General features: G+C 71.5%; 23 protein-coding genes. 6 read left to right on the top strand and 17 right to left on the bottom strand.

From position 1 onward, the window contains the following. Positions 1–386: 386 nt before the first annotated feature. A complete protein-coding gene (locus tag ACZ6QO_RS06380) occupies positions 387–512 on the bottom strand; it encodes a hypothetical protein (protein WP_465848651.1) in 126 nt (41 codons plus the stop codon). 119 nt (positions 513–631) lie between these two features. Further along, positions 632–1,306, bottom strand: coding sequence for a TetR/AcrR family transcriptional regulator C-terminal domain-containing protein (locus ACZ6QO_RS06375; protein WP_465848244.1), 675 nt, complete (start codon positions 1,304–1,306; stop codon positions 632–634). A 384-nt stretch (positions 1,307–1,690) separates the two neighbouring features. On the opposite strand from ACZ6QO_RS06375, the gene ACZ6QO_RS06370 reads away from it, so the two are divergent. After that, complete coding sequence (locus tag ACZ6QO_RS06370; protein ID WP_465848242.1) at positions 1,691–2,179, top strand: DUF6326 family protein; 489 nt, start codon at positions 1,691–1,693, stop codon at positions 2,177–2,179. 81 nt (positions 2,180–2,260) lie between these two features. On the opposite strand, the gene ACZ6QO_RS06365 is transcribed toward ACZ6QO_RS06370, so the two are convergent. Genes ACZ6QO_RS06365 through dhaK form a run of 3 tightly spaced genes read right to left on the bottom strand, consistent with a single transcriptional unit; the run spans position 2,261 to position 4,369 of the window. Beyond that, entirely contained in the window at positions 2,261–2,659 is a 399-nt protein-coding gene (locus ACZ6QO_RS06365; protein ID WP_465848240.1) for a PTS-dependent dihydroxyacetone kinase phosphotransferase subunit DhaM, read from the bottom strand. Beyond that, the gene (gene dhaL, locus ACZ6QO_RS06360) at positions 2,656–3,318 is read right to left on the bottom strand and encodes a dihydroxyacetone kinase subunit DhaL (RefSeq protein WP_465848238.1); all 663 of its coding nucleotides are present in this window, start codon (positions 3,316–3,318) and stop codon (positions 2,656–2,658) included. The genes ACZ6QO_RS06365 and dhaL overlap by 4 nt, the downstream gene beginning before the upstream one ends. A 58-nt stretch (positions 3,319–3,376) precedes the next feature. Continuing rightward, positions 3,377–4,369, bottom strand: a complete 993-nt coding sequence (gene dhaK, locus ACZ6QO_RS06355; protein WP_465848236.1) for a dihydroxyacetone kinase subunit DhaK — start codon at positions 4,367–4,369, stop codon at positions 3,377–3,379. Between the two features lie 208 nt (positions 4,370–4,577). Here dhaK and ACZ6QO_RS06350 point away from each other — a divergent pair, with 208 nt between their 5' ends. From ACZ6QO_RS06350 to ACZ6QO_RS06340, 3 genes are all read left to right on the top strand, one after another. Then, on the top strand, positions 4,578–5,351 hold the full coding sequence (locus tag ACZ6QO_RS06350; protein ID WP_465848234.1) for a cyclase family protein: 774 nt from the start codon (positions 4,578–4,580) through the stop codon (positions 5,349–5,351). Then, on the top strand, positions 5,348–7,024 hold the full coding sequence (locus ACZ6QO_RS06345) for a thiamine pyrophosphate-binding protein (RefSeq protein WP_465848232.1): 1,677 nt from the start codon (positions 5,348–5,350) through the stop codon (positions 7,022–7,024). The genes ACZ6QO_RS06350 and ACZ6QO_RS06345 overlap by 4 nt, the downstream gene beginning before the upstream one ends. A 106-nt stretch (positions 7,025–7,130) precedes the next feature. After that, positions 7,131–7,865 carry a lysophospholipid acyltransferase family protein gene (locus ACZ6QO_RS06340; protein ID WP_465848230.1) on the top strand — a complete coding sequence of 245 codons (735 nt, stop codon included), beginning with the start codon at positions 7,131–7,133 and terminating at the stop codon, positions 7,863–7,865. Between the two features lie 9 nt (positions 7,866–7,874). Here ACZ6QO_RS06340 and ACZ6QO_RS06335 read toward each other — a convergent pair whose 3' ends face one another. The 6 genes from ACZ6QO_RS06335 to ACZ6QO_RS06310 all read right to left on the bottom strand — a co-directional run bounded on the left by ACZ6QO_RS06335 (position 7,875) and on the right by ACZ6QO_RS06310 (position 14,616). After that, entirely contained in the window at positions 7,875–8,252 is a 378-nt protein-coding gene (locus ACZ6QO_RS06335) for an anti-sigma factor antagonist (protein WP_465848228.1), read from the bottom strand. Next, on the bottom strand, positions 8,252–9,850 hold the full coding sequence (locus ACZ6QO_RS06330; RefSeq protein WP_465848227.1) for a PP2C family protein-serine/threonine phosphatase: 1,599 nt from the start codon (positions 9,848–9,850) through the stop codon (positions 8,252–8,254). Before ACZ6QO_RS06330 ends, ACZ6QO_RS06335 begins: the two co-directional genes overlap by 1 nt. A gap of 503 nt (positions 9,851–10,353) precedes the next feature. Beyond that, positions 10,354–11,022, bottom strand: coding sequence for a lytic polysaccharide monooxygenase auxiliary activity family 9 protein (locus ACZ6QO_RS06325; RefSeq protein WP_465848226.1), 669 nt, complete (start codon positions 11,020–11,022; stop codon positions 10,354–10,356). 320 nt (positions 11,023–11,342) lie between these two features. Beyond that, positions 11,343–12,494 (bottom strand): ABC transporter permease, encoded by a 1,152-nt coding sequence (locus ACZ6QO_RS06320; RefSeq protein WP_465848650.1) that lies wholly within the window; start codon positions 12,492–12,494, stop codon positions 11,343–11,345. A gap of 5 nt (positions 12,495–12,499) precedes the next feature. After that, positions 12,500–13,672, bottom strand: a complete 1,173-nt coding sequence (locus tag ACZ6QO_RS06315; RefSeq protein WP_465848225.1) for an ABC transporter permease — start codon at positions 13,670–13,672, stop codon at positions 12,500–12,502. Positions 13,673–13,674: 2 nt separating this feature from the next. Beyond that, positions 13,675–14,616, bottom strand: coding sequence for an ABC transporter ATP-binding protein (locus ACZ6QO_RS06310; RefSeq protein WP_465848223.1), 942 nt, complete (start codon positions 14,614–14,616; stop codon positions 13,675–13,677). Positions 14,617–14,832: 216 nt separating this feature from the next. On the opposite strand from ACZ6QO_RS06310, the gene ACZ6QO_RS06305 reads away from it, so the two are divergent. After that, entirely contained in the window at positions 14,833–15,285 is a 453-nt protein-coding gene (locus ACZ6QO_RS06305) for a DUF4342 domain-containing protein (protein WP_465848221.1), read from the top strand. A 265-nt stretch (positions 15,286–15,550) separates the two neighbouring features. Here ACZ6QO_RS06305 and ACZ6QO_RS06300 read toward each other — a convergent pair whose 3' ends face one another. After that, positions 15,551–16,342 carry an SDR family NAD(P)-dependent oxidoreductase gene (locus ACZ6QO_RS06300; protein ID WP_465848219.1) on the bottom strand — a complete coding sequence of 264 codons (792 nt, stop codon included), beginning with the start codon at positions 16,340–16,342 and terminating at the stop codon, positions 15,551–15,553. A 48-nt stretch (positions 16,343–16,390) separates the two neighbouring features. Beyond that, positions 16,391–17,281, bottom strand: a complete 891-nt coding sequence (locus ACZ6QO_RS06295; RefSeq protein WP_465848217.1) for an NAD(P)-dependent oxidoreductase — start codon at positions 17,279–17,281, stop codon at positions 16,391–16,393. A gap of 337 nt (positions 17,282–17,618) precedes the next feature. On the opposite strand from ACZ6QO_RS06295, the gene ACZ6QO_RS06290 reads away from it, so the two are divergent. Next, the gene (locus ACZ6QO_RS06290) at positions 17,619–18,230 is read left to right on the top strand and encodes an SgcJ/EcaC family oxidoreductase (RefSeq protein ID WP_465848215.1); all 612 of its coding nucleotides are present in this window, start codon (positions 17,619–17,621) and stop codon (positions 18,228–18,230) included. Here the strand turns inward: ACZ6QO_RS06290 and ACZ6QO_RS06285 are convergent. From ACZ6QO_RS06285 to ACZ6QO_RS06270, 4 genes are all read right to left on the bottom strand, one after another. Next, positions 18,125–18,853 carry a hypothetical protein gene (locus tag ACZ6QO_RS06285; protein ID WP_465848213.1) on the bottom strand — a complete coding sequence of 243 codons (729 nt, stop codon included), beginning with the start codon at positions 18,851–18,853 and terminating at the stop codon, positions 18,125–18,127. The two genes, ACZ6QO_RS06290 and ACZ6QO_RS06285, sit on opposite strands and share 106 nt — an antisense overlap. A 236-nt stretch (positions 18,854–19,089) precedes the next feature. Next, positions 19,090–19,395, bottom strand: a complete 306-nt coding sequence (locus tag ACZ6QO_RS06280; RefSeq protein WP_465848211.1) for a hypothetical protein — start codon at positions 19,393–19,395, stop codon at positions 19,090–19,092. Positions 19,396–19,737: 342 nt separating this feature from the next. After that, entirely contained in the window at positions 19,738–21,363 is a 1,626-nt protein-coding gene (gene pruA, locus ACZ6QO_RS06275; protein WP_465848209.1) for an L-glutamate gamma-semialdehyde dehydrogenase, read from the bottom strand. An 8-nt stretch (positions 21,364–21,371) separates the two neighbouring features. Next, positions 21,372–22,289 carry a proline dehydrogenase family protein gene (locus tag ACZ6QO_RS06270; RefSeq protein WP_465848208.1) on the bottom strand — a complete coding sequence of 306 codons (918 nt, stop codon included), beginning with the start codon at positions 22,287–22,289 and terminating at the stop codon, positions 21,372–21,374. Positions 22,290–22,378: the final 89 nt, after the last annotated feature.

Raw genomic sequence — 22,378 nt, 5'->3', positions numbered from 1 at the left:
CCGGTCGAAACTCTAGATGTGGGGCCGGTTCACGTCAAGACGGATGATCGCGGTACACTCGGCAGGGCGATGGAATATCCACGCCGAATGCCGATGAATATTCATGGCGCGCGGGGAACGGGCGGAAAGAGGTTCGCCCAGCTCAGGCCGGGCATGGCGCATGAGGTGACCGCGCGACTTCACTCTTGTCGAGTGAAGCGTGTCCGATCGAAGTCCACGGGCGTCCCGGCCGCAGGGCTTTCTGTGAAACGTCGGGTTCACGCGGAAGTTTCGCGCGCGTCGCACAGTCCTCGTTATCGCCGCCCGTTACGGAAGGTGATAGTTCTCATACCCGCTCCACGGCTTCCCCGTACGCCCGCCGCGGCGCTCGCGGCACGGGCGGCGATCTAGGCGGACGATGTTCGGCGCCCGCGGATCGACCCGTCCAGGAAAGTCTCGCCCCATTTGGACGGCTCTTCGACGGACGGGCGCAGTCCTTCGCCCGCCGAGGTGAGGCGGTAGTAGACCTCCACCGGCGGCCCGGCCCGTGCTCGCGGATCTGACACACGCCGGGTGGGGCACTACCGGACCCGCAGACCGGCGATGACACGACGAATCCACATGATCACATAACGGCATCACGGATGGAGGCTCACGCAGGCACTCTCAGGGACTCGAGGGCGGCCAGGACGAGGTCGAGGCCGAAGGTGAACTCCTCCGCCGGGTCGTAGCCGGCGGCGGCGAGCACCGCGGCGGACTCGTTGAGGTAGGGGAACTCGTCGGGAGGAAGCCGGGGCAGGAAGACGTCCTCGGTTATGTCCGCGAACTCATCGGCGGTGTCGAACGGCAGGCTGGCTTCCTGCAGGGCGAAACCGTAGACATAGCTGTCGAGCAACCAGTTGGCGTGCGTCGCCATCAGGACCGGGAAGCCGGCCCTTCGCAGGCAGGCGGTGACCGCTTCGCGGTGGCGGAGGTTCGCGGGCCCCGGCGATGTCCGCGACTCCATCAGGCCGATCGCCCACGGGTGGCGTGCGAGAACCTGTCGGGCGGATGCCGCCCGACGTCGCATCGCTGACTGCCAGTCGGTATCTTCGGGCGGGAGTTCGATCTCCTCGAACACGACGTCGATCATGGCGTCCAGCAGCTCCTCCTTGCTCGCCACGTAGTAGTAGAGCGACATCGCGCCCGCGCCGAGCGCGCCGGCCAGCCGGCGCATGCTCAGCCCTCCGACCCCCTCGCGGTCGGCGAGCCGGACCGCCTCGACCACCACCCGTTGCTTGCTCAGCGCCGCGTCCGACGCCACCTGGCGTTGTTGCCTCGCAGACACGGGTCTGGTCTCCTCTCGCTCGCCCGAGCGGCTTGACAATCGTCCAGCGCACGGTCATGGTACAGCGTACTACTCGTAGTACGGTGTACGAGGTACGATGTACGAACCAGCGAGAGTCGCAGCTCGGACGTGAGGCGGCTTCTGGGGGGACCGAACAGCGGTCGAGTGCCGGAGTGCGCCCGGCGCCGGGGGCGAGTCCGCCGGGGCGACGACGATGCGGGCCGCCGACCGGCACCGCTACGGCCTGCCCTCAGCGCTCGAGGCGTCCGAGGTCCGGGCTACCGCCGCCCGGTCGAGGCGATGTGCTCGTCCAGGTGGGCGCGGCCTCGGTACATCCCTGCCGCCACTCCGGCGGAGGGACCGCTCCTGTCGAAAGAAGAGCCGATGACCATCCGAACGAGAACCCCGAACCTGCTCGACAACCCGCCGGTCCCCGTGCAGGCCAAGCTCGCCGCCGCATGGACCAGCTTCATGTTCCTCTACATCTACGTCGACTACTTCCACCTCTACAAGCCCGGCATCATCGACAACCTCCGCGCCGGCGTCGTCTTTGAGATCGACATCAGCCCGACGTTGTTGACCATGATGCTCGCGTCCGTGGCGATCCCGGCCCTGATGGTGATGCTCTCCATGACCCTGCCCGCCCGGGTCAACCGGGCCGCGAACCTCGTCGTCGCATCGCTCTACATCCCCTACTCGGTGTTCAACGCGGCAGGGGAGTCCTGGAACTGGGCCGCCTTCTACGGCCTCTCCATCGCCATCGAGGTGCTGCTCCTGGCCTTCATCCTGCGCTCCGCCTGGACCTGGCCTCGAACCCCTGCCGTCCCAGCCGGTCCCGCGACGACCGACCTCCGACAGGACCTTCGACAGTAGGTGTCCGTGTGAAGCCCTACGGCGTGAAGCCCGCCGCCGCGGACACCGGGCCGCTCGTGGTAGGGGCGCGGTGGTCGGGGGTCAGAGTTTGTGGTGGGTTCTGGCTTCGGTGGCGGCGGCGAGGACGGCCGGCAGGGGGGCGCCGGAGGCGGACAGGACGGCCGCGGAGATCGCCCCCTCGACGAACGGCACGTCGGCGATGACCACCGAGCCGGGCCGCTCGAACAGGCGGGCGGTCAGCACCGAACTGCCCAGGTCGGGGATCATGACCACGCCGATGCCCTGGTCGACCTGCTCGATCGCCGCGGCGATCTTGTCGGCGCTGGTGTCGCAGCCGCCGTCGTCGCTGCCTCCGGCGGGGGCGATCCGCACGCGCGGGCCGGCGATCAGCCGCGCCAGGGCGGCGGTCTCCCTGGCCAGGGCGTCGCTGTGCGAGACCAGGACGATGCCGACCTGCCTGCCGGGCTGGTCATCGGTCATCCGCCGGCGACCGCTCGCAGGGCGGTGAACAGCAGGACGGTGGAGGCGGCGCCCGGGTCCTCGTGGCCGATGCTGCGCTCGCCCAGGTAACTGGCGCGTCCCTTGCGTGCCTGGAGCGGGACGGTCGCCCGCGCACCCTCCTGGGCCGCGGCGAGGGCGGCGTCGAACGCCTCCGCGGGCTTGCGGCCGCCGCGCGCGGCGCCGGCCAGGGCGCGGGCCGCGGGCGCCAGGGCGTCGACCATGGTCTTGTCGCCCTCGGCCGCGCCGCCGAGTTCGCGCACCCCGTCCAGCGCCGCCTCCAGCGCGGCGGCCAGCGCGTCGAGCGTCACCGTCGCCTCGTCGTTCGGCGCGGAGGCGGCCTTGTCGTCTTCGGTGGTGGTGAGGGTGGTTCCCATGCGGCGGAAGGCGGTGCCGTAGAGGGGGCCCGACGCGCCGCCCACCTTGCGGATGAGCGCCGTGCCGGTGAGGGCGAGGACCGCTCCGGGGGTGTCGGGGGACGCGGCGGACAGGGCCTCGCGCACGGCGGTGAAGCCGCGGTCGAGGTTGGTCCCGTGGTCGGCGTCGCCGATCGCGGCGTCGAGCCGCGTCAGGTGGTCCCGGTGCGCGGCGACGGTCCGCGCCGTCTCCTCGATCCAGGCGATGAAGAACTGGGCGTTCATGAGGCTGCGGCTCCTGACGGCGGCGCGGCGGCCGCGGGATCGTCGGTGGCGGGGACGCTCATCGGCCCCAGCGGAGGGCGGCGGTCTGCACGGGGGCGTCCCACAGGGCGGTCAGCTCGTCGTTCAGCAGGCAGACGGTCACCGAGAAGCCCTGCATGTCGAGGCTGGTGACGTAGTTCCCCACCAGGCTGCGCGCCGGGGCGGCGCCCTTCTCGCGCAGGTAGGCGGCGACCTCGGCGAACACCACGTACAGCTCGATGAGCGGGGTGCCGCCCATGCCGTTGACCATCACCAGGACCTCGCCCGACAGCGGCAGGTCGTCGTTGACGGCGTCCATGGCGACGCGGGTGAGCTCGCGCGCCGGGGCGGCGGGCGCGCGGGTTCTGCCCGGTTCGCCGTGGATGCCGATGCCCAGCTCGACCTCGGTGTCGCTCAGGTCGAAGGTCGGTTTGCCGGCCGCCGGGACGGTGCACGACGACAGCGCCACGCCGAACGACCTGCTGCGCGCGTTGACCTGCCCGCCCACCCGCGCCACCTCGCCCAGCGAGGCGCCCGTCTCGGCGAGCGCTCCGGCGATCTTCTCGACGAAGACGGTGGCGCCCGTGCCGCGGCGTCCGGCGGTGTAGAGGGAGTCCTTGACGGCCACGTCGTCGTTGACCAGGACGGTGCCCACCTCGACGCCCTCCTCGGCGCACAGCTCCGCGGCCATCTGGAAGTTCATCACGTCGCCGGTGTAGTTCTTGACGACGTGCAGCACCCCCGCGCCGCCGTCCACGCAGTGCGACGCCTCGATGATCTGGTCGGGGACGGGTGAGGTGAAGATCTCGCCCGGACAGGCGGCGTCCAGCATGCCGTGACCGACGAAACCGGCGTGCAGCGGCTCGTGGCCGGAGCCGCCGCCGGAGACCAGCCCCACCTTGCCCGGCGTCGGCGCCGACCGGCGGTACACGATCTTGTGCGCCAGGTCGACCCGCAGGTCGGGGTGGGCCTCGGTCATTCCGGACAGCGCGTCGGTCACGACGGAGTCGGCGGCGTTGATGAGCTTCTTCATGACCCGGACCTCGCCTTGTGTTGGTGGTCTCCCGGCCAATCTCTCCCCGTTCGCGACTCAGGGCAAGCGCGGCGACCCCGGCGCGCCGCTCCCGGGAGCCCCGGCGCCGCCTGACAAGCGGATGGAGCGCCAACCGGTTCGCGGCTGATGACGAAAGGCGGCCCGAGGGAGGAGTATCGGTTCCTACGGTCACGAGCGGGAGGCAAATATGTCGGTGTTGAGCAGTCTCGTCGAGGCGATCAGGAACGGCGCGATCGAGGTGGTCGACCTCACCGCCCCGCTGAGCTCAGAGACGCCGATCCTTCAACTCCCCGAGCCGTTCGGCAACACCGTGCCCTTCCGGCTCACCGAGATCAGCCGGTACGACGACCGCGGCCCCGCCTGGTACTGGAACGACATCGTCACGGGCGAACATGTCGGAACCCACTTCGACGCGCCCGTCCACTGGGTCACCGGGCGCGACGGCGAGGACGTCTCCCAGGTGCCGCCCGCGAAGCTGATCGGCCCCGCAGCGGTGCTCGACTTCACCGCGCACGCCGCCGGCGATCCCGACTTCCTGCTGCAGATCGAGCACGTCCAGGCGTGGGAGAAGGCCAACGGGCCGCTGCCGGACGGCGGCTGGCTCCTCTACCGCACCGGCTGGGACGCCCGCGCCGGCGACCAGGCCGGCTTCCTCAACGCCGACGAGACCGGCCCGCACACTCCCGGCATCTCGGTGGAGTGCGCGCGGTGGCTGGCCGAGGACACCCCGATCCGCGGCATCGGCGTGGAGACGGTCGGCACGGACGCCGGCGCCGCGCACTCCTTCGACCCCGCCTTCCCCTGCCACTCCTTCCTGCTCGGCGCCGGGAAGTACGGCCTGACCCAGCTGCGCAACCTCGACCGGCTGCCGGTCACCGGAGCGGTGGTCCTGGCCCCGCCGCTGCCCATCGTGGGCGGCTCGGGCAGCCCGGTCCGCGTCCTGGCGCTCGTCGAACGATGATCGTCGCGCACGCCGTCGGCCGCGCGCTGGCCGAGCTCGGCGTCGGCACCGCCTTCGGGCTGGTCGGCAGCGGCAACTTCCACCTCGTCAACGCCCTGGTGGACAACGGCGTACGGTTCGTCGCCGCCCGGCACGAGGGCGGCGCGGCCACCATGGCCGACGCGTACGCCCGCATGAGCGGCACCGTCGGCGTCCTCAGCGTGCACCAGGGGCCCGGGCTGACCAACGCCATGACCGGCATCACCGAGGCGGCCAAGAGCGGCACGCCGCTGCTCGTCCTGGCCGCCGAGGCGGTCGAGCCGCGCTCCAACTTCCACATCGACCAGAGCGCGCTGGCCGTCGCGGTCGGGGCGGTCTCCCTGCGGGTCGAGTCGGCCGCCACCGCCGTCGCCGACACCGTGCGGGCCTACCGCCTCGCGGCGGGCGGGCGCGGGACCGTCCTGCTCAACCTCCCGCTCGGGGTGCAGAACCAGCACGTCGAGGACGGCTTCACCATTCCGGCCGGCGCGAGGGCGGACGCGACGGAGGAGGGCCGCCCGCGGTCCCTCCCCAAGGCGGAGGAGGGCGTTGTGCGGCCGTCCGCAGAGGCGGTCGCCGAGCTGGCCAAGGTGCTCGCCGGGGCGCGCCGCCCGGTCTTCGTCGCCGGACGGGGAGCGCGCCGCGCGCGGCGTGAGCTGGAGGCGCTGGCCGACCGGACGGGCGCGCTCCTCGCCACCTCGGCCGTCGCCCGGGGCCTGTTCACGGGAAGCCCGTGGAACCTCGACGTCAGCGGCGGGTTCGCCTCCCCGGCGGCCGCCGAGCTGATCCGCGACTCCGACGTGGTCGTCGGCTGGGGCTGCTCGCTGAACATGTGGACCACGCGGCACGGCGCGCTGATCGGGCCGTCCGCCACGGTCGTCCAGGTCGACCGCGACCCCGCGGCCCTCGGCGCGCACCGCCCCGTCGGCCTCGGCGTCACCGGCGACGTCGCGGCCACCGCGCGGGCGGTGACCGAAGCCCTCGGCCCACGCGGCCGGGGGTGGCGCACCGCGGCTCTGGCGGCGCGCATCGGCCGCGAGGTCGCCTGGCGGGACGTGCCCTACACCGACGGCTCGGGCGACGGCCGCGTCGACCCGCGCACCCTGTCCATCGCCCTGGACGACCTGCTCCCCGCCGCACGCGTCGTCGCCGTCGACTCCGGCAACTTCATGGGCTACCCGTCGATGTACCTGTCGGTGCCGGACGAGAACGCCTTCTGCTTCACCCAGGCGTTCCAGTCGGTCGGGCTGGGCCTGGCCACCGCCGTGGGCGCCGCGCTGGCCCGTCCCGACCTGCTGCCCGTCGCGGCGCTCGGCGACGGCGGGGCGCTGATGGGCGTCGCCGAGCTGGAGACCGTCGTCCGGCTCGGCCTGCCCATGGTGATCGTGGTGTACGACGACGAGGCGTACGGGGCCGAGGTGCACCATTTCGGCCCCGATGGCCACGCTCTGGACCAGGTGCGGTTCCCGCCGTGCGACTTCGCCGCCATCGCCCGTGGGTACGGCTGCGCCGCGGTGACCGTGCGAGAACGCGCCGACCTCGCGGAGGTGTCGCGCCTGCTGGCCGGCCCGCGCGACCGGCCGCTGCTCGTGCACGCCAAGGTCACCGCCGACCGCGGGTCCTGGTGGCTGGAGGAGGCGTTCCGCGGCCACTGACGAGCCCCCCCGATGCCCCCGGCGCCCTCCCGATCAGGGTCTCCCGGCGGACCGCCGGCGACCCGCCGACCAGGCCTGTCATCTCTCCGTAGGCTACGGTGCAGGCATGGCTGAGATCGTGTACCCCCTGGTGATCGCTACCGCGCGAGGATTGTTCAAGGCGCTCGACCTGAAGATCGAGGTGAGAGGCGCCGAGCGGGTGCCCACGAGCGGGGGAGCGGTGCTGGTCAGCAACCACGTCAGCTACCTCGACTTCATCTTCGTCGGCTACGGAGCGTTGCCCTCCCGGCGGTTCGTCCGCTTCATGGCCAAGAACGAGGTCTTCACCAACCGGGTGTCCGGGCCGCTGATGCGCGCGATGCGCCACATCCCGGTGGACCGGTCGGCGGGCGCCGGGGCCTACCGGGCGGCGCTGAACAACCTGCGGTCAGGGGAGGTCATCGGTGTGTTCGCCGAGGCCACCATCAGCCGTTCCTTCACCGTCAAGGACATCAAGAACGGCGCCGTGCGCATGGCGGCCAGGGCGGAGGTGCCGCTGATCCCCGTCACGGTGTGGGGGACCCAGCGCCTGTGGACCAAGGGCAGGCCCAGGCGGCTCACGCAGCGGCACATCCCGATCACGATCGACATCGGCGAGCCGCTGTACCCCAAGCCCGGCGAGGACTTCGAGGCGACGACGGCCGGCCTGCGCGCCGTGATGGCGGAGCGGCTGGACCACGTCCAGCGCACCTACCCCGACGCCGCGGCCGGCACCGGCGCCTGGTGGCAGCCCGCCCACCTCGGCGGCACCGCCCCCACCTTGGAGGAGGCCACCGCCCTGGACGCCGCCGAACGCGGGTGAGGCGCGGGTCTAGTCACCCGGCACGGGGGCGGCGGCGACGGCTTCTTCCACGGTGGGGTAGACGGGGATGCGGGAGGCCAGGCCGGTGATCCACAGGACGCGGGCGGCGCTGCGCTGGACGGCGGCCAGGCCGAGCCACCCGCCCGCGTCTATGGACCGCTTCCAGCAGTTGACGAGCATCCCGGTGGACCGCGAGTCGAGCAGGTCGAGGTCGAGAAGGTCGATGACCAGGTTGGGACCGCACTGGGTGAACGCCCGGTCGAGGAAGTCCTCGAAGGTCTGCCGGACGGCGTAGTCGAGAGTGCCCTTGAGCGTCACCAGCCCGATGGCGCCGCGGCGTTCGGCGGCGAACCGGGCGGCGTCGGTGGAGACGTGCAGATCAGACATCAGGCGCTCTCCTGCGTGTTCGGCGTCACGTGTGCGACGAGAATGCAGGTGTCGTCGCTGGTGTTGCTGGGAAGCAGGGCCTCCATGACCGCGGAGAGCCTGTCGGCGGGTGACGCGCCCACCACCCCGGCGATGGTCGCCGCCAAGATGTCCAACCCCTCGTACAGATCACGGCCGGGCTGCTCGATCAGGCCGTCGGTGTACATCACCAAGAGGTCGTCGGGCTCCAGCCGAACGTTGGCGTGAGTATAGCTCGCGTCGTCGAACACCCCGAGGAGCACTCCGGGGTGCAGCACCCGCTGCACGGTGTTCCCGCGCACCAGCAGCATCGGCGGGTGACCGGCGTGGGTGAAGGCCAGTGTGCGCTCCTGCCGGTCGTACCGGGCGACCACGGCGGTGGCCAGCACGTCGGGGCGCACGGCCCGCAGCAGGCGGTTGAGGGCCGCGAGGATGCGGTCGGGGTCGTGGTCGGCGAAGGCCAGGCCGGTGATCGCGTGCCGCAGCTTCGCCATGGCCGACGCGGCGGGCAGCCCGCTTCCGGCGACGTCGCCGACGGCCAGCAGCGCGTGGTCCCGGCTCAGCGGCATCGCCTGGTACCAGTCGCCGCCCAGCAGGGCCGTCTGGGCGGCGTCGTACCGCACGCCCACCCGAAGGCCCGGCAGGTGGATGAGGCTCTCTTGCACCGGCATGATGATGTGCTGGAGTTCGGCGGTGAGCCGCAGTTCCTCCTCCAGCCGCCGCCGGGTCAGGGCGAGCTGGTCGTTGGCGTGCCGCCAGTCGGTGACGTCCTGCACCACGCCGTGCACCTCGACGGCCTGGCCCGAGGCGTCCCTGCCCGCCTCGGCCACCATGCGCAGGTGGCGCAGTGCGTCCCGCACGTACACCCGGATCTCGAACTCGTGGGCGCCTTCGGTGTTGGCGATGGTGGCGAGCGCGTGGTGCAGGATCGGCTGGTCTTCGGGATGGGTGATGGTCGCGTAGCCCCGCAGGGCGATGGGGCCGTCGCCGGGGTCGCGGCCGTGGATGGCGTACATGTGGTGGGACCACTCGATCTCGCCGGTGGCCAGGTTCCAGTAGCCCCACCCGAGGTCTCCCAGGCGCTCGGTGTGGGCCAGCCGGGCGAAGACCCGCTGCTCTTCGTCGTCGCGCTGCCACGAGGCGAGCAGCCCTCCGGCGACGCCCGTCGCCCTGACGGTGAAGGTGGAGCGGTGCGGGACGCCTTCGATGGTGTCCACGTGCACGTAGCGGGCGATCTCTTCGGGGCCGCCGGTCTCCATCGCCCGCAGGTAGCTCTCCCACAGGGGGCCGTCGGCGACCGACGGGTAGGACGCCAGCGTCCGCAGCCCGACGAGCTCTTTGCCGGTGCGCCCGTACACGTCCTTCGCGTCGGGACTCGCGGCGTGTATCTCGAAGTCGACGATCACCCCGTCCGCGTCGCGGACCGGCGCGTACCAGGCGGCCTGCGCCGGAACGCCGTCCAGTACGGCCTGGATCAGCGCGACGGGGCCGGCGTCGATCTCAGCGACCCCTTTGCCCGCGCCAATGGCCGACGGCACCGCGGAGGGCGAGCCCAGGCGCTCACCGCCGTCCCCAGCCATCAGCCACCCTCCCCAGCACGCGCTCCGTCCGTACAGCAGAAAGCCCCGCGATCAAGCGTGACGGAACTCCAGGAATGAGAGCGTTTCCCCAGTGACCTTACCAACGATGACGCCCATTCTCCGAAAGCCGCTGTCTGAGGCACCGCTCGCACACTTCCCCTGGGAGAACGCCGCTGCGGACGACGCGGCTGGTGCCGGACGGCGTTCGCGGGTGCGCACAGGGGTAAGGTCGCCGGCCGCTTTCACGGGGAGCATGGTGTCGCGCCAGGCACGGGGGTGCTGGGAAATCCTAACGCGCGAAGGCCACGGGCGGGCGACCGCCCGTCCGCGGGACGGTCGCGCGACCGTCCGGCGATGTCACGGGGGGTGGCCGCGACCGGGCATGTGGCCCGGGAGTGTACGGGCTGGAAAAAAAGCTCCGCCGGATGCGGCGGCATCCGGCGGAGCGGCTTGTGCGGTGCCGCGTTGTGACGGGTGGTTCGGGCGCGCGGCGACTCAACCGGTCAGGTGAAGTTCACGTCGCTGCAGATGTAGTACGCCTGGTCCATGTGCGAGGCCTGCCAGATGGTGTAGACGATCGCGCGCCCGGAGTGGCCGGAGGTGTTGACGCTGATCGAGTAGTTCTGGCTCTGGCCGTACCTGCCGGTGGTGGTGACCAGCTGCAGGTCGTTCCAGGTCAGCTGCTGGGTGATGGGGTTGAAGCCCTGCCGGGTGATGTAGACCTTGAAGTAGTCCGCGCCGTGGCTGGCCTGGTCGTACAACTTGATGGTGAAGTTGTTGGAGATGTTGGTCGCCTTCCAGTTGCCCACGGCGTCCATGGCGTTGTAGCGGCCGCCCTCGGCGTGGCCGCCGCTGCACAGCTGCCCGTTGGGCACCGCGCCCTGGTGGTTGCCGCCGACGCCGTTGCGGTAGAGCCCGTTCCAGTTCCACATGGCGTTCGGGTTGGCCTGCCAGGCCTGCCAGCACATCGGGTCCTGCTGCTGCATGTTCGGGTTCAGGTGGTCGTTGCCCCAACGCTGGTAGCACCCGTAGACACGGGACGCGGGGTCGATGACCGAACCATGGGCGGAGGCGGTGTCGAACCAGGGCACCAGGGCCAGCATGGCGGTGACCATCAGGGCGACGGTGCGGATGATCCAGCGGGGCCGCAGGGCCGTTCGGGGACGTTGCATCGTTGCGATCTCCGTCTTCCGGTGGGGGATTCCGGCTAGGTGGGAGCGCTCCCATTGCTGGGGAGATATTACCTGACAAATGCTGTTAACAAAACATTACGCGGCAGAGTTGAAAGTTTCAGCCGGCGCGATACATCTCATTCGCCCGCGCCCCTGTGCCATCGCACCGCGTGCATTGCCGCCGCACCGACCATGACGGAAATACGCCGCCTTTGTTGATCTGCTCCTCGGATGGTCATACGGCCACCAGCGGCGATCACCTCGGCGGCGTCCAGCCTGACAGATCGACCCGAGCGCGGGCCGTCGACGGACCGGCCCGGTCAGGTGGTCAGCGCCTTGCGGAACCGCCACGCGCCGGCCAGGAACAGGGCGGCGGCATAGGCGAGCAGCACGCCCAACTGCGGCAGGACGTCGCCGACGCCGCCACCCCGCCGGATCAGCTCGGCGAACCCGTCGGCCGCCCAAGCGTGCGGCGTCAGATGGGCGACGGCGCGCATCGTGTCGGAGAAGAGCTCGATGGGGATCATCGAGCCGCCCAGGGCGCCGAGCCCGATACCGATGAGCATCCCCATGCCGCCGGCCTGCTGCTCGCTGCGCAGCACCGCGCCCATCAGCATCGCCGCGCCGCTGCCTGCGAGGGCGAAGGCCGCGAGCAGCGCGCCCGCCCCCAGCGGGTCGCCCCAGTTCACGTCGAACAGCAGCGCCGAGCCGACCATGATGATCAACCCTTGCAGCAGCGCGATGACGATACGGCCGGCGGCCTCGCCCAGCATGATCGTCCGCACCGAGGTCGGGGTGGCGGTCATGCGCCGCGAGACGCCGAGCCGGCGGGCCTCGATGAGCGCCACGGCGCCGGTCAGCGAGGTCAGGAACACGAACAGCAGCAGCTGCGACGCGGCTCCCACGTCGAAGGTGCCGAGGGTCGCCGGGAACAGCGCCGTGCCGGTGGTGCGGACCGTCACCCGCAGGGCGGGCACCAGCGGGCCGATGGTGTCGGCCGCCGTCAGCGCCTCGCCGAACGAGCCGGTCGCCTGCGCGGCGGCGAACCGGGCGGCGCGTAGCGTTCCCGCCTCTCGTGTCACCACGGCCTGCACGGTGACGCCGAGCTGCTGGGCGAGTTGGTCGGGCCGGGCGAGGTACCGCAGCGCCGCCTGGCCGCCCGACCCGACCGCCGCGCCGTAACCGGAGGGGATGACCAGCCCGGCCTGCATGCTGCCGCGCTCCACCGCCGTCCGCAACTCTCCCTCCTCGCCGGCCGCGACGACGGCGACGCCGGGCGTGTGACGCAGCGCGTTCACCAGGCGGGCGGCCAGCGGGCCGCCGTCCTGGTCGAGCAGGCCGAGCCGCGGGGTGGAGGCGCCGCCGAAGGCCATGCCCAGCACCAGGATCAGCGCCAAAGGGAAGATCAGCATGAAGAAGACGTTGGACCGGTCGCGCGCCAGACGCCGGAGCGCGACCCCTGCGATGAGCATGGCTTTCACGGGCGGAGCATCCTTCCCATGCGCAGTGCCGCAAGGCCGGTGGTGACGGCGGCGAAGCCGAGCATCGCCGCCACCGGCGCCCAGACGACGCTGATCGATCCGCCGGCGGACAGGTCGGCGAGGCCCTGCAGGAACCACCGGTGCGGTGTGGCGTGACCAAGCCAGACGAGCACGCCGTTCGTCTGCGGAAGAGGGACGAAGACCCCGCCGAGCATGCCCAGCACGATGGCGCTGATGGCCTGCCAGTTGCCGGCCTGCTCGGCCGTGCGGGCGAAGGTGGCCACCACGCCCATCACCCCGGTCGCGGCCAGGACGCCCGCGACCACCAGCGCGGCGACGCCGAGCGGGTCGCCCCACCGGGCGCCCAGCAGCAGGCTGGTGGCGACGACGAGCACGGCCATGCTGACCAGCCCGACGACGACGCTGCCCGCCAGCTTGCCCCACAGGATGGATCGGCGCGGGATGGGCGCGGCCAGCAGCCGGGCCAGCGTGCCGTCACGGCGCTCCTGCAGCAGGCCGGCGACGCCGAACTGCACGGTGAAGAACAGGAAGAAGACGGCCATGCCGGCGGCGAAGTACGTGCGCAGGGACAGCTCCCGGCGGGTGGCGCCGACGTCCCGCACGGTCACCGGAGTCGGCACCTCGGTCACCCGGCCGGCGAGGCGGGCGGCCTGCTCGGGGTCGGCGGGCGCGCCGCGCAGGGTCACCGCGACCGCCAGGCTGACCGAGTGCAGCTCAGCGGAGAACGACTCGGCGATGGACCTGGCCACCTGCGCCCCGATCTGCGCGTCCGCGCCGGCGATCACCTTGATCTCGGCCGGGCGGCCGGCCCGGACGGCGGCGGAGAGGCCGGGCGGGATCACGAAGGCCGCCGCGACCTCGCCGCGTTCGGCCAGCGCGGCGGCCTCGCTTTCCGAGGGGGCGCTCGTGGTCCGGATCACGCCTTCCCGCTCCAGCGGCCGCAGCCCGTCCACGAAGGCGGCGGCGACGTTTCCCGTGTCCAGGTTCGCGACGGCGTAACGCGCGATCTCGTCCTCGCTCACACCGGAGAAGACCAGACTGAAGATCGCGGCGAGGCCGAGCGGCACGATGACGGCGAACAGCGGCAGGGACCTGTCCCGCAGGCGCTGGCGCAGGTCCTTTGCGATGATGCTCAGTACGGCGGACATGCTCAGTCCCTCAGTGCCTTGCCGGTGAGGTGGAGGAACACCGACTCCAGGTTCGGCCGGCGCACCTCCACGGAACGCACCGCCGTGCCGGCGCGGGAGGCCGCCTCCACCAGGCGCGGCAGCACGGCGGGAGCGTCGTCGACAAGCAGGTCGATCACGCCGTCCCGCGTCCCCGCCTGGCGCACGGCGGGCAGGCGTTCCAGGGCGCGCACCACCTCGGCCGGGTCGCCGTCGGCGGTGAACGTGATCCGGTCGTGCTCGCCGACCATGCCGACCAGCTCGTGCGGGGTGCCCTCGGCCTGGAGGCGGCCGAGGTCGATGATGCCCACCCGGTCGCAGAGCCGCTCGGCCTCCTCCATGTAGTGCGTGGTGTACAGCACGCCGATGCCCTGACCGGCGAGGCGCTCGACGCTCTCCAGGATGGCGTTGCGGCTCTGCGGGTCCACGCCCGCCGTCGGCTCGTCCAGCACCAGCAGCCGGGGCCGGTGCAGCAGGCCGAGTCCGATGTTGAGGCGCCGCTTCATCCCGCCGGAGTACTCCTTGACCAGGTCCTTCGCCCGGTCGGCCAGACCGACCACCTCCAGCACCTCGGCGACCCTGGTCTTGGCCGCGCCGCGCGGCAGGCCGTGCAGGGAGGCGAAGAAGCGCAGGTTCTCCCGGCCGGTGAGGTCGGGGTACAGGGCCAGTTCCTGGGGGACGTAGCCGACCAGCGCCTTGCCGGCCACGTCGTTCACCGTGTGGTCGCGGCCGCAGAGGAGCACCTCGCCGGCGTCGCGCTCCAGGATCCCGACGATCATCGAGATCGTCGTCGTCTTGCCCGCGCCGTTCGGGCCCAGCAGGCCGTACGTCTCGCCCTCGGCGATGCGGAACCCGACGTCGTCGACGGCCACCACGTCGCCGTATCTCTTGTGCAGGCCCTTGCAGACCAGTACGTCGGCCGCCATTCCCGCCCACCGCCCTCCTGACGCGCCGGACACCGCCGGCGCCCCGCGCCCCTTGCCGCGTGAGTCCCGGCCGGGGCCTGCCGCCCATGGTCGTCGCCGCGGGGCGGCCGAGAAAGGGGCCTCCCGCCGCCCGCTCAGGGACCTTGGTCCCCGGTGCGGGGGCGTGCCGCTCGGCATGCTGGTAAGCGCATGAACACCACAGAAGGAGCCATCGAGATGACGGTCACGAGGCAAGAGGTACGCGTCCGCGGCGGCGAACTGGCGGTCAAGATCAAGGAATTCATCCACGAGGGCAACGTCCAGCGGATCAAGATCAAGAACTCCCGCGGGCACGTCGTCATGGAGGTCCCGGTCACCGTCGGCGTGGTGGCGTTCATCGCCGCCCCCGTCGTCACCGCCGTAGGGGCCCTGGCCGCGCTGGCGGCGGAGTGGTCCGTCGAGACCGAGCGCGTGGAGGAGACCGCGTCAGGCCCACAGGACCAGGCCGCGCCTCTTCTGGAGCGCGGCGACATCGAGCCGGCCAAGCCGGTTGAGTCGGCCAAACCGGTCGAGCCCGCCAAGGCAATCAAGCCGGTCAAGCCGGTCAAGCCGGTCAAGCCGGTCAAGCCGGTCAAGCCGGTCAAGCCGGTCAAGCCGGTTGAGTCGGTCAAGCCGGTCCAGCCGGTGTGACCGCTGACCAAGTGGCGCGGGCGGCTCACGTGCCGTCCGCGCCATGATCATTTCACTGGCGGGCCGCCGGTCCTGGGCCGCCGGGTCCTGGGCCGCTGGGCCGTGGCCTTCAGCCGACGAGCGTTCTGACGGCCGCCGTGATCTCCGCCGTCGCCTTCTTCGCGTCGGCGACCCGCCGCGTCACCGGCCACGGTGTGCGGCGGCCGGCGGCGGCCGGCCCCAGGCCGTCACCGGCCGCCGCCGAGGCGGGGGCCGGCGACGGTGTTCACCAGGGGATCGGGCCGTCCGCCCCGAAACAGCCTCCGGTGGGGCCGTCCGGACCCAGCGTGGCCAGTCGCACGGCCACCGCGGCCCCGTCGGCCGCGGTGCGCGCCAGGCCGGACACGGCGGGTGAGAAGGCCGTCGCGCACGGGCCGGGGTCGGCGGCGTTGACCAGCACCCCGTGCGCGCGCAGCGCGTTGGCGTACTGGACGGTCAGCGCGTTGACCGCCGTCTTCGACGGCACGTACGCCGCCGAGGGCGGCCTGCGGGCGAACGGTCCGGCCGGGTCGCTCATCAGCGCCAGCGAGCCGAGGCCGCTGGTGAGGTTCACGACCCGTCCCGCAGGCGATCGCGTCAGCAGCGGGATCATGGCGGAGGTCACGGCGATCAGGCCGAACACGTTGGTCTCGAAGACCTCTCTGATGGCGTCCAGGTCGGCGTCGCACGGGTCCTGTCCCGGCAGGTCGCCCAGGATGCCGGCGTTGTTGACCAGGACGTCGAGCACGCCGAACTGCTCGGCGGCGTACTTGGCGGCGGCCTCGATCGACGCGCGGTCGGTCACGTCCAGCGTGAGCGCGCGCACGTCCGCTCCCGTCGCCGACCGCAGCGCGTCGGCGGCCTCCTCGCCCCGCTGCGGGTCGCGGGCGCCGAGCAGGACGGTCATGCCGAGCCCGGCCAGCTGTGCGGCGATCTCGCGGCCGATGCCCTGGTTGGCGCCGGTCACCAGCGCGACGGTCGGCCGCGCGCCGTTCGTGCTTCTCTTCGCGGTCCCGTTCGCGTTCCTGTCTGCGGTCACGGCCGGGCACCGCCTCGCCCGCGCACCGGCCCTGCGTGGCCGCCCATGTCAGGCCTGACCCGGGGCTGAGCCGCCGGTGCGGCGCTCGGCGCGCAGCACCTCGACGACGGCGGCGATGTCGGCGCGGTCGCCGCAGCGCTCGCCGGCCTCCTCGTACCGGCGGCCGACCAGGCGCGCGATGGGCAGCGACAGCCCGTGCGACTCCGCCGCCTCGACCAGGTGCCGCACGTCCTTGGCGCCGAGCCGGGTGGAGAACCAGCCCTGGTGGTCGCCGCCGATGATGTCGTCGAGCCGGTTGCGGACGCCGATCGGCACGGTCGGCCACTGGTCCAGCACCTCGCGCAGCAGCTTGGTGTCCAGCCCGGTGGCCTCCGCCGTCGCGACCACCTCGGCGACCAGGGCGATCTCGGCCATCAGCAGGTAGTTGTTGAGCAGTTTGAAGGTCGCGGCGCCGCCGGGGTCCTCGCCGCAGTACCAGTGGACGTGGAACAGGCTCCTCCAGAGACCTTCGAGCCGGTCGACCAGGCGGCGGTCACCGCCCAGCAGGCCCGCGGCCATGCCTTCCATGACGGTCCTCGGCGCGCCGATGACCGGCGCGGCCACGAACCGGTGACCGGGGGCCATGTCCGCGAGCCGGCGCGAGGTCTGCGGTGAGACGGTGCTCAGGTCCACCACGACCGCCCCGTCCTGCGCGGGCGAATGTTCGGCGAGCCGCGCCATGACGTCGAGGGCGGCCTGGTCGTCGGCGAGCGACATGATCACCGCGTCGGCGTCCCGCGCGGCCTCCGCAGGGGAGGACGCCTCCACCGCCCCGGCCGCGACCACCTCCGCGGCCTTGCCCGGCGTCCTGTTCCAGACGCTCGGCCGATGCCCGTGAGCGGCCAGCCGTCCGGCCACCGCGCGCCCCATGTTGCCCATTCCAAGGACAGCGATCTGCATATGTCATCCCCCCTGCCGCCATTGTCACCGTGCCCGCCGCCCCGGCCGCGAAGGCTCGCTGGAGAAAAGGCGGAGATGGAGGTCTGTTGGGGGAGCTGCGGCGCGATATCCGTTATCCAGATCGATATCTCTTATCCAGATAATAAACGTCCCTTGTCGCCGTTGATCTGCATAAGCACTGGCAGATGGCATATATCCGCATAATCGCACCCGCGATCGGGACACGCGGCCGCGTGGCCGCGCGGCGGCGCGGACCGCGTATATGTTTGCTGCAGAAACGCGTGAACGGGGGGCGTGAATGAGAAATCGCCGGCACGGGAAAATAAGGAGCGGTTCGGTGCTCGTCGGGGGCGTCGGCCTGGCGCTGCTCTGCGCTCTGCCGCCGGCCGCGGCCGCGACACCGCCGCGGGCGGGTCACGCCGATGCCGATCTGGTGGCGCTCGGCGACATCTGGCGGCGGCAGGCCGAGGCGTGGGCCCGGGGCGACGGAGTCGGGTACGCCGCGCTCTACACCCCGGACGCCGATCTGGTGAACATCAAGGGCGAGCACATGCACGGCCGCGCGGTGATCGCCGCCCGCCTCCAGTACTACTTCAACAACCAGCTCAAGAACACCCGGCTGCTGCGGCTGACCGAGAAGGTGCGCATGGTGTCGCCCCTGACGGCGGTCATCATCAGGAAAGACTGCGTGCTGTACGCCGCCGAGACGGCCTGCCGCCCGGCCAACCTGTCGATCAACAGCAGCGTCGTCGTCAAGCGCCACGGACACTGGCTGATCGAGTCCTTCCACAACACGCTCGTCAACCAGCAGGACGAACGCCAGCGCCCCTTCAGGACGGCTGATCAGAGACCGGCCACCGTGCGGAGCACCGCCTTCACCGCCTCGCCGGTCGCGTACGAGGCGGCGGCCGCGATGATGCCCAGGCCGATGGAGGCGAGACAGCCATGACCGCCGTCCATCCGCGACGACCGTTCCGGTGGAGCTTCCTCGCCCGCGCGCCACAGCGGGCGCGGCTCCAGGGCCAAGTACATGATCGCCCCGGCCTGGCCCACCGTGAACAGCCAGAACCACGCCAGGCGGTTGCCCAGGCGCGGCCGCTCGGTGCCCAGCATGCCGAGCAGGGCCGCGACCCAGGCGGCGCCGACCAGCCAGCCGGCCTGCGTGACCGGTACGTGGAAGGGCCAGCCGGGAATGACGCTCCATCCATTTGAGCGGTCGTCCTGCTGTTCCTGGTGCGGCGGCACAGGCGCTTCCCGGACGTCCTTCCGCAGTTCTGCCCGGTCGTAGCCGGTGGCGGTGGCGAGGGGAGGCATCGTGCGGTACCAGAGCAGGGGCCCGGACGACCAGCGCAGGTCGGTCACGAACCGGCCGGACCCGTCAACGATGAAGTACGTGACCTCACCCGCCCGCAGCGCCGCCCTGAACTCGTCGAGACCGCGCAGTGGCGGGTTCAGGCTGATCGCCGATAGCAAAGCGCCCCATAACAGTACGACCAAGAGCAGCACTCGCACCCATAACGTCACCAGTGGCCGCGCCCCGCGCACGGCCCGCCTTCCCGTTCGCTCCTCCATGGCTCCCCCGTCGTCGAGTCCCGTGCCCGCCGACGACACTGTGCGGCCACCCGGCGGGCGAAATCAAGCTCCGGGGATGAGATGGAGGTGACATGGGTGGGTCGACGCGCGGGGCGCGAATGACCTTGACGCTGAACGTGGGGCGCCATCTGGGGCGGTTCAACGTTCCAGGCCTGCCGGTGCCGGGCCTCCCGACGGAGGGCTACCCCGGCGGGAGCCGACCCGCCGAATCTTGATCAGTCGACGCACACCGCGCTGTTGGTGGATTGGAAGACCCAGGTGCCGCCACCCGGAGAGGCATAGGTCTGCATCGTGTAGTAGACCCCAGGGGTGCAGTCGTGGCCGACCGCGAGGAGGGCCTGCCTGGCCCGCGACTCTGCCGCCGCGTACCCCTGCGCGTAGGTGTTGCCCGCCCCTACAGCGGTGGCGCTGCGAGGAGTGTCATAGCCGTCGGCGTGCGCGGCCAAGGGCGCGGTGGCCAGGCCGGCGGCCACCACCGCTGAGACGAGGCCGAGCCGGCGGAGCCGAGTGACTTTTCGCATGCTTCTCCTTATGGGGGGGATTGGCAGGGGATTGACCCTTGATCGATCACCATTGATTTAGCGTAGATCGATACAGCGGGGTATTACCGATCGGCCATAAGGCTCTGACGACGGTCGCCCATGATTGGGCACACGGCTGGTACGGCAGCCGTCATTTGCGTGGTGGGCTGGGACGATGCGCCCACTCTGACCGGTCGCATGACGGGAAGTTGCACGACGAGAGAAGCCGCTCGCGATCATGTACGTGAAAAGTACAAGATCGGAGCGGCTTCTGGCCTCATCGTGAGGGCGGCGTGGGAGCGTCGAATCGCGGCCCGGGTGCGTCGCGTCGCGCCGTGGGCGTCAGCCCATGTGCGGATAGCGGTGGTCGGTCGGCGGGACGAACGTCTCCTTGATCGCCCGGGCGCTGACCCAGCGGACCAGGTTGAAGATCGAGCCGGCCTTGTCGTCGGTGCCCGAGGCGCGGGCGCCCCCGAACGGCTGCTGGCCGACGACCGCCCCCGTGGGCTTGTCGTTGATGTAGAAGTTGCCCGCCGCGAAGCGCAGCCGCTCGGTCGCCGAGGCGATGGCGTACCGGTCCTGGGCGATGATCGAGCCGGTCAGCGCGTACGGCGACACGCTCTCCATCTGGTCCAAAACGGCGTCGAACCGGCTGTCGTCGTAGACGTGCACGGCCAGGACGGGGCCGAAGTACTCCTTGACGAAGATCTCGTCGGCCGGGTCGTCGCCGCGCAGGATCGCCGGCTCGACGAAGTACCCGGTCGAGTCGTCGTAGGAGCCGGTGAGCACCTCGATGCCCTCGGTCGCGCGCGCCCGGTCGATGGCCGCCTTGTTCTTGGCGAAGGCGCGCTCGTCGATGACGGCGCCCATGAACGTCGACAGGTCGGCGGCCACGTCGCCCACGGTCAGCGACTCGGCCGTGGCCACCAGGTCGTCGCGGATCGCCGACCAGATCGAGCGCGGGATGTACGCCCGGGAGGCCGCCGAGCACTTCTGGCCCTGATACTCGAACGCGCCGCGGATCAGCGCCGTCGTCAGCGCGGCCGGGTCGGCGGAGGGGTGGGCGAGCACGAAGTCCTTGCCGCCGGTCTCGCCGACCAGCCGCGGGTAGCCGCGGTAGGAGGCGATGTTGGCGCCGACGGTGGCCCACAGGTGCTGGAAGGTCGCGGTCGAGCCGGTGAAGTGGATCCCGGCCAGGTGCGGGTCGGTCAGCGCGACCTCCGAGACGGCGGCGCCGTTCCCGGTGACCATGTTGATGACGCCCGGCGGCAGACCGGCCTCCTCCAGCAGGCGCATGGTGAAGTGCGCGGCGAACTGCTGGGTCGGCGACGGCTTCCACACGACGACGTTGCCCATCAGGGCCGCGGACGTCGGCAGGTTCCCGGCGATGGCGGTGAAGTTGAACGGCGTGATCGCCAGGACGAAGCCCTCGAGCGGCCGGTACTCCATGCGGTTCCACACGCCCGGCGACGAGATCGGCTGCTCCTGGTGCAGCTGCCGGGCGAAGGACACGTTGAAGCGCAGGAAGTCGATCAGCTCGCACGCCGCGTCGATCTCGGCCTGCTGCACCGACTTCGACTGGCCGAGGATCGTGGCCGCGTTGAGCGTCGCGCGGTACGGCCCGGCCAGCAGATCGGCGGCCTTGAGGAAGATCGCGGCCCGCTCCTCGAACGGCAGCGCCCGCCAGGCCGGCGCGGCCTTCAGCGCCGCGTCGATGGCGGCGCGCACGTCGCCGGCGGAGGCGTCGGCCGTGCGGCCGAGCACGTGGGCGTGGTTGTGCGGCTGGACGACGTCGATCGGGGCGCCGGCGGCCATGCGCCGCTCGCCGCCGATGGTCATCGTCAGGTCGATCGCGGTGCCGGACAGCTCCTTCAGGCGGCTCTCCAGCACCGAGCGCTCGGCGCTGCCGGGTGCGTAGCCGTGCACCGGCTCGTTGGCCGGGACGGGGACGTTGCTGACGGCATCCATGGAAGACCTCACTTGGAGCGGAGTGAACGCAGGAAGAAGGCGACGTTGGCGGGGCGCTCGGCCAGGCGGCGCATGAAGTAGCCGTACCAGTCGTCGCCGTAGGGGACGTACACGCGGACCGTCGACCCGGCGCGGACCAGCGCCTCCTGCTTGTCGGTACGGATGCCGTAGAGCATCTGGTACTCGAAGGAGTCCCGGCCGCGTCCGGCGCGGTCGGCCAGCAGCTCGGTGATGGCGATCAGCCGGTCGTCGTGCGTGGCCACCATGGGGTACCCCTTCCCCTCCATGAGGATGCGCAGGCACCGCACGTACGCCTTGTCCACGTCGGCCTTCTTCTGGTGGGCCACCGAGGCCGGCTCGGCGTAGGCGCCCTTGACCAGGCGCACCCGCGACCCCTCGGAGGCCAGGTCGCGCAGGTCGCCCTCGCTGCGGAACAGGTACGCCTGGACCGCGACGCCGGTCGCGGGGAAGTCGCCGCGCAGCTCGCGCAGGATGGACAGCGTGGAGTCGACCGTGGTGTGGTCCTCCATGTCCAGCGTCACGGTCGTTCCCGCGTCGCGGGCGGCCGAGCAGATCTCGCGGGCGTGGTCCAGCGCCAGGCGCTCGTTCAGCACCTGGCCGACGGCCGACAGCTTGACCGAGACCTCGGCCCGCGTGCCGAGCCCGAGCGGGCGCAGCGCGTCGAGCATCGAGACGTAGGCCTTGACGGTCTCGGCGGCGGCCCGCGCGTCCCTGGTCTCCTCGCCGAGATGGTCGAGGGTGACCGTGAGGCGGGCGTCGGTGAGGCGCTGGACGGCCGCCAGCGCGGACCCCGCGTCCTCACCCGCGACGAACCGGTCGACCACGAGCCGGGTGACCGGGAAACCGGAGACGGCGCGGCGCGCGAGCGGGCTCCGCGACACCGCCAAAAGTACGGAACCGAGCATGTTCACCACCATAAATCTGCAGGTGAGCGGCCTACTATGGACATCCGCCACGGCCCTCGTCTACCCGCTTCATACAGATGTATGACAAT

This window comes from Sphaerisporangium sp. NPDC049457 (assembly GCF_055586705.1).
Note: the sequence above shows the minus strand (reverse complement) of the source record. Positions and strands in the feature narration are given on the sequence as shown.

Coding starts and splice junctions, on each gene's coding strand:
- ACZ6QO_RS06325 (WP_465848226.1), bottom strand. CDS start 11,022: ATGCAACGTCCCCGAACGGCCCTGCGGCCCCGCTGGATCATCCGCACC.
- ACZ6QO_RS06295 (WP_465848217.1), bottom strand. CDS start 17,281: ATGCAGATCGCTGTCCTTGGAATGGGCAACATGGGGCGCGCGGTGGCC.
- ACZ6QO_RS06285 (WP_465848213.1), bottom strand. CDS start 18,853: ATGGAGGAGCGAACGGGAAGGCGGGCCGTGCGCGGGGCGCGGCCACTG.
- ACZ6QO_RS06350 (WP_465848234.1), top strand. CDS start 4,578: ATGTCGGTGTTGAGCAGTCTCGTCGAGGCGATCAGGAACGGCGCGATC.
- ACZ6QO_RS06270 (WP_465848208.1), bottom strand. CDS start 22,289: ATGCTCGGTTCCGTACTTTTGGCGGTGTCGCGGAGCCCGCTCGCGCGC.
- pruA (WP_465848209.1), bottom strand. CDS start 21,363: ATGGATGCCGTCAGCAACGTCCCCGTCCCGGCCAACGAGCCGGTGCAC.
- dhaL (WP_465848238.1), bottom strand. CDS start 3,318: ATGAACGCCCAGTTCTTCATCGCCTGGATCGAGGAGACGGCGCGGACC.
- ACZ6QO_RS06365 (WP_465848240.1), bottom strand. CDS start 2,659: ATGACCGATGACCAGCCCGGCAGGCAGGTCGGCATCGTCCTGGTCTCG.
- ACZ6QO_RS06330 (WP_465848227.1), bottom strand. CDS start 9,850: ATGGCTGGGGACGGCGGTGAGCGCCTGGGCTCGCCCTCCGCGGTGCCG.
- ACZ6QO_RS06315 (WP_465848225.1), bottom strand. CDS start 13,672: ATGTCCGCCGTACTGAGCATCATCGCAAAGGACCTGCGCCAGCGCCTG.
- ACZ6QO_RS06305 (WP_465848221.1), top strand. CDS start 14,833: ATGACGGTCACGAGGCAAGAGGTACGCGTCCGCGGCGGCGAACTGGCG.
- ACZ6QO_RS06340 (WP_465848230.1), top strand. CDS start 7,131: ATGGCTGAGATCGTGTACCCCCTGGTGATCGCTACCGCGCGAGGATTG.
- dhaK (WP_465848236.1), bottom strand. CDS start 4,369: ATGAAGAAGCTCATCAACGCCGCCGACTCCGTCGTGACCGACGCGCTG.
- ACZ6QO_RS06280 (WP_465848211.1), bottom strand. CDS start 19,395: ATGCGAAAAGTCACTCGGCTCCGCCGGCTCGGCCTCGTCTCAGCGGTG.
- ACZ6QO_RS06335 (WP_465848228.1), bottom strand. CDS start 8,252: ATGTCTGATCTGCACGTCTCCACCGACGCCGCCCGGTTCGCCGCCGAA.
- ACZ6QO_RS06320 (WP_465848650.1), bottom strand. CDS start 12,494: ATGCTCATCGCAGGGGTCGCGCTCCGGCGTCTGGCGCGCGACCGGTCC.
- ACZ6QO_RS06345 (WP_465848232.1), top strand. CDS start 5,348: ATGATCGTCGCGCACGCCGTCGGCCGCGCGCTGGCCGAGCTCGGCGTC.
- ACZ6QO_RS06370 (WP_465848242.1), top strand. CDS start 1,691: ATGACCATCCGAACGAGAACCCCGAACCTGCTCGACAACCCGCCGGTC.
- ACZ6QO_RS06310 (WP_465848223.1), bottom strand. CDS start 14,616: ATGGCGGCCGACGTACTGGTCTGCAAGGGCCTGCACAAGAGATACGGC.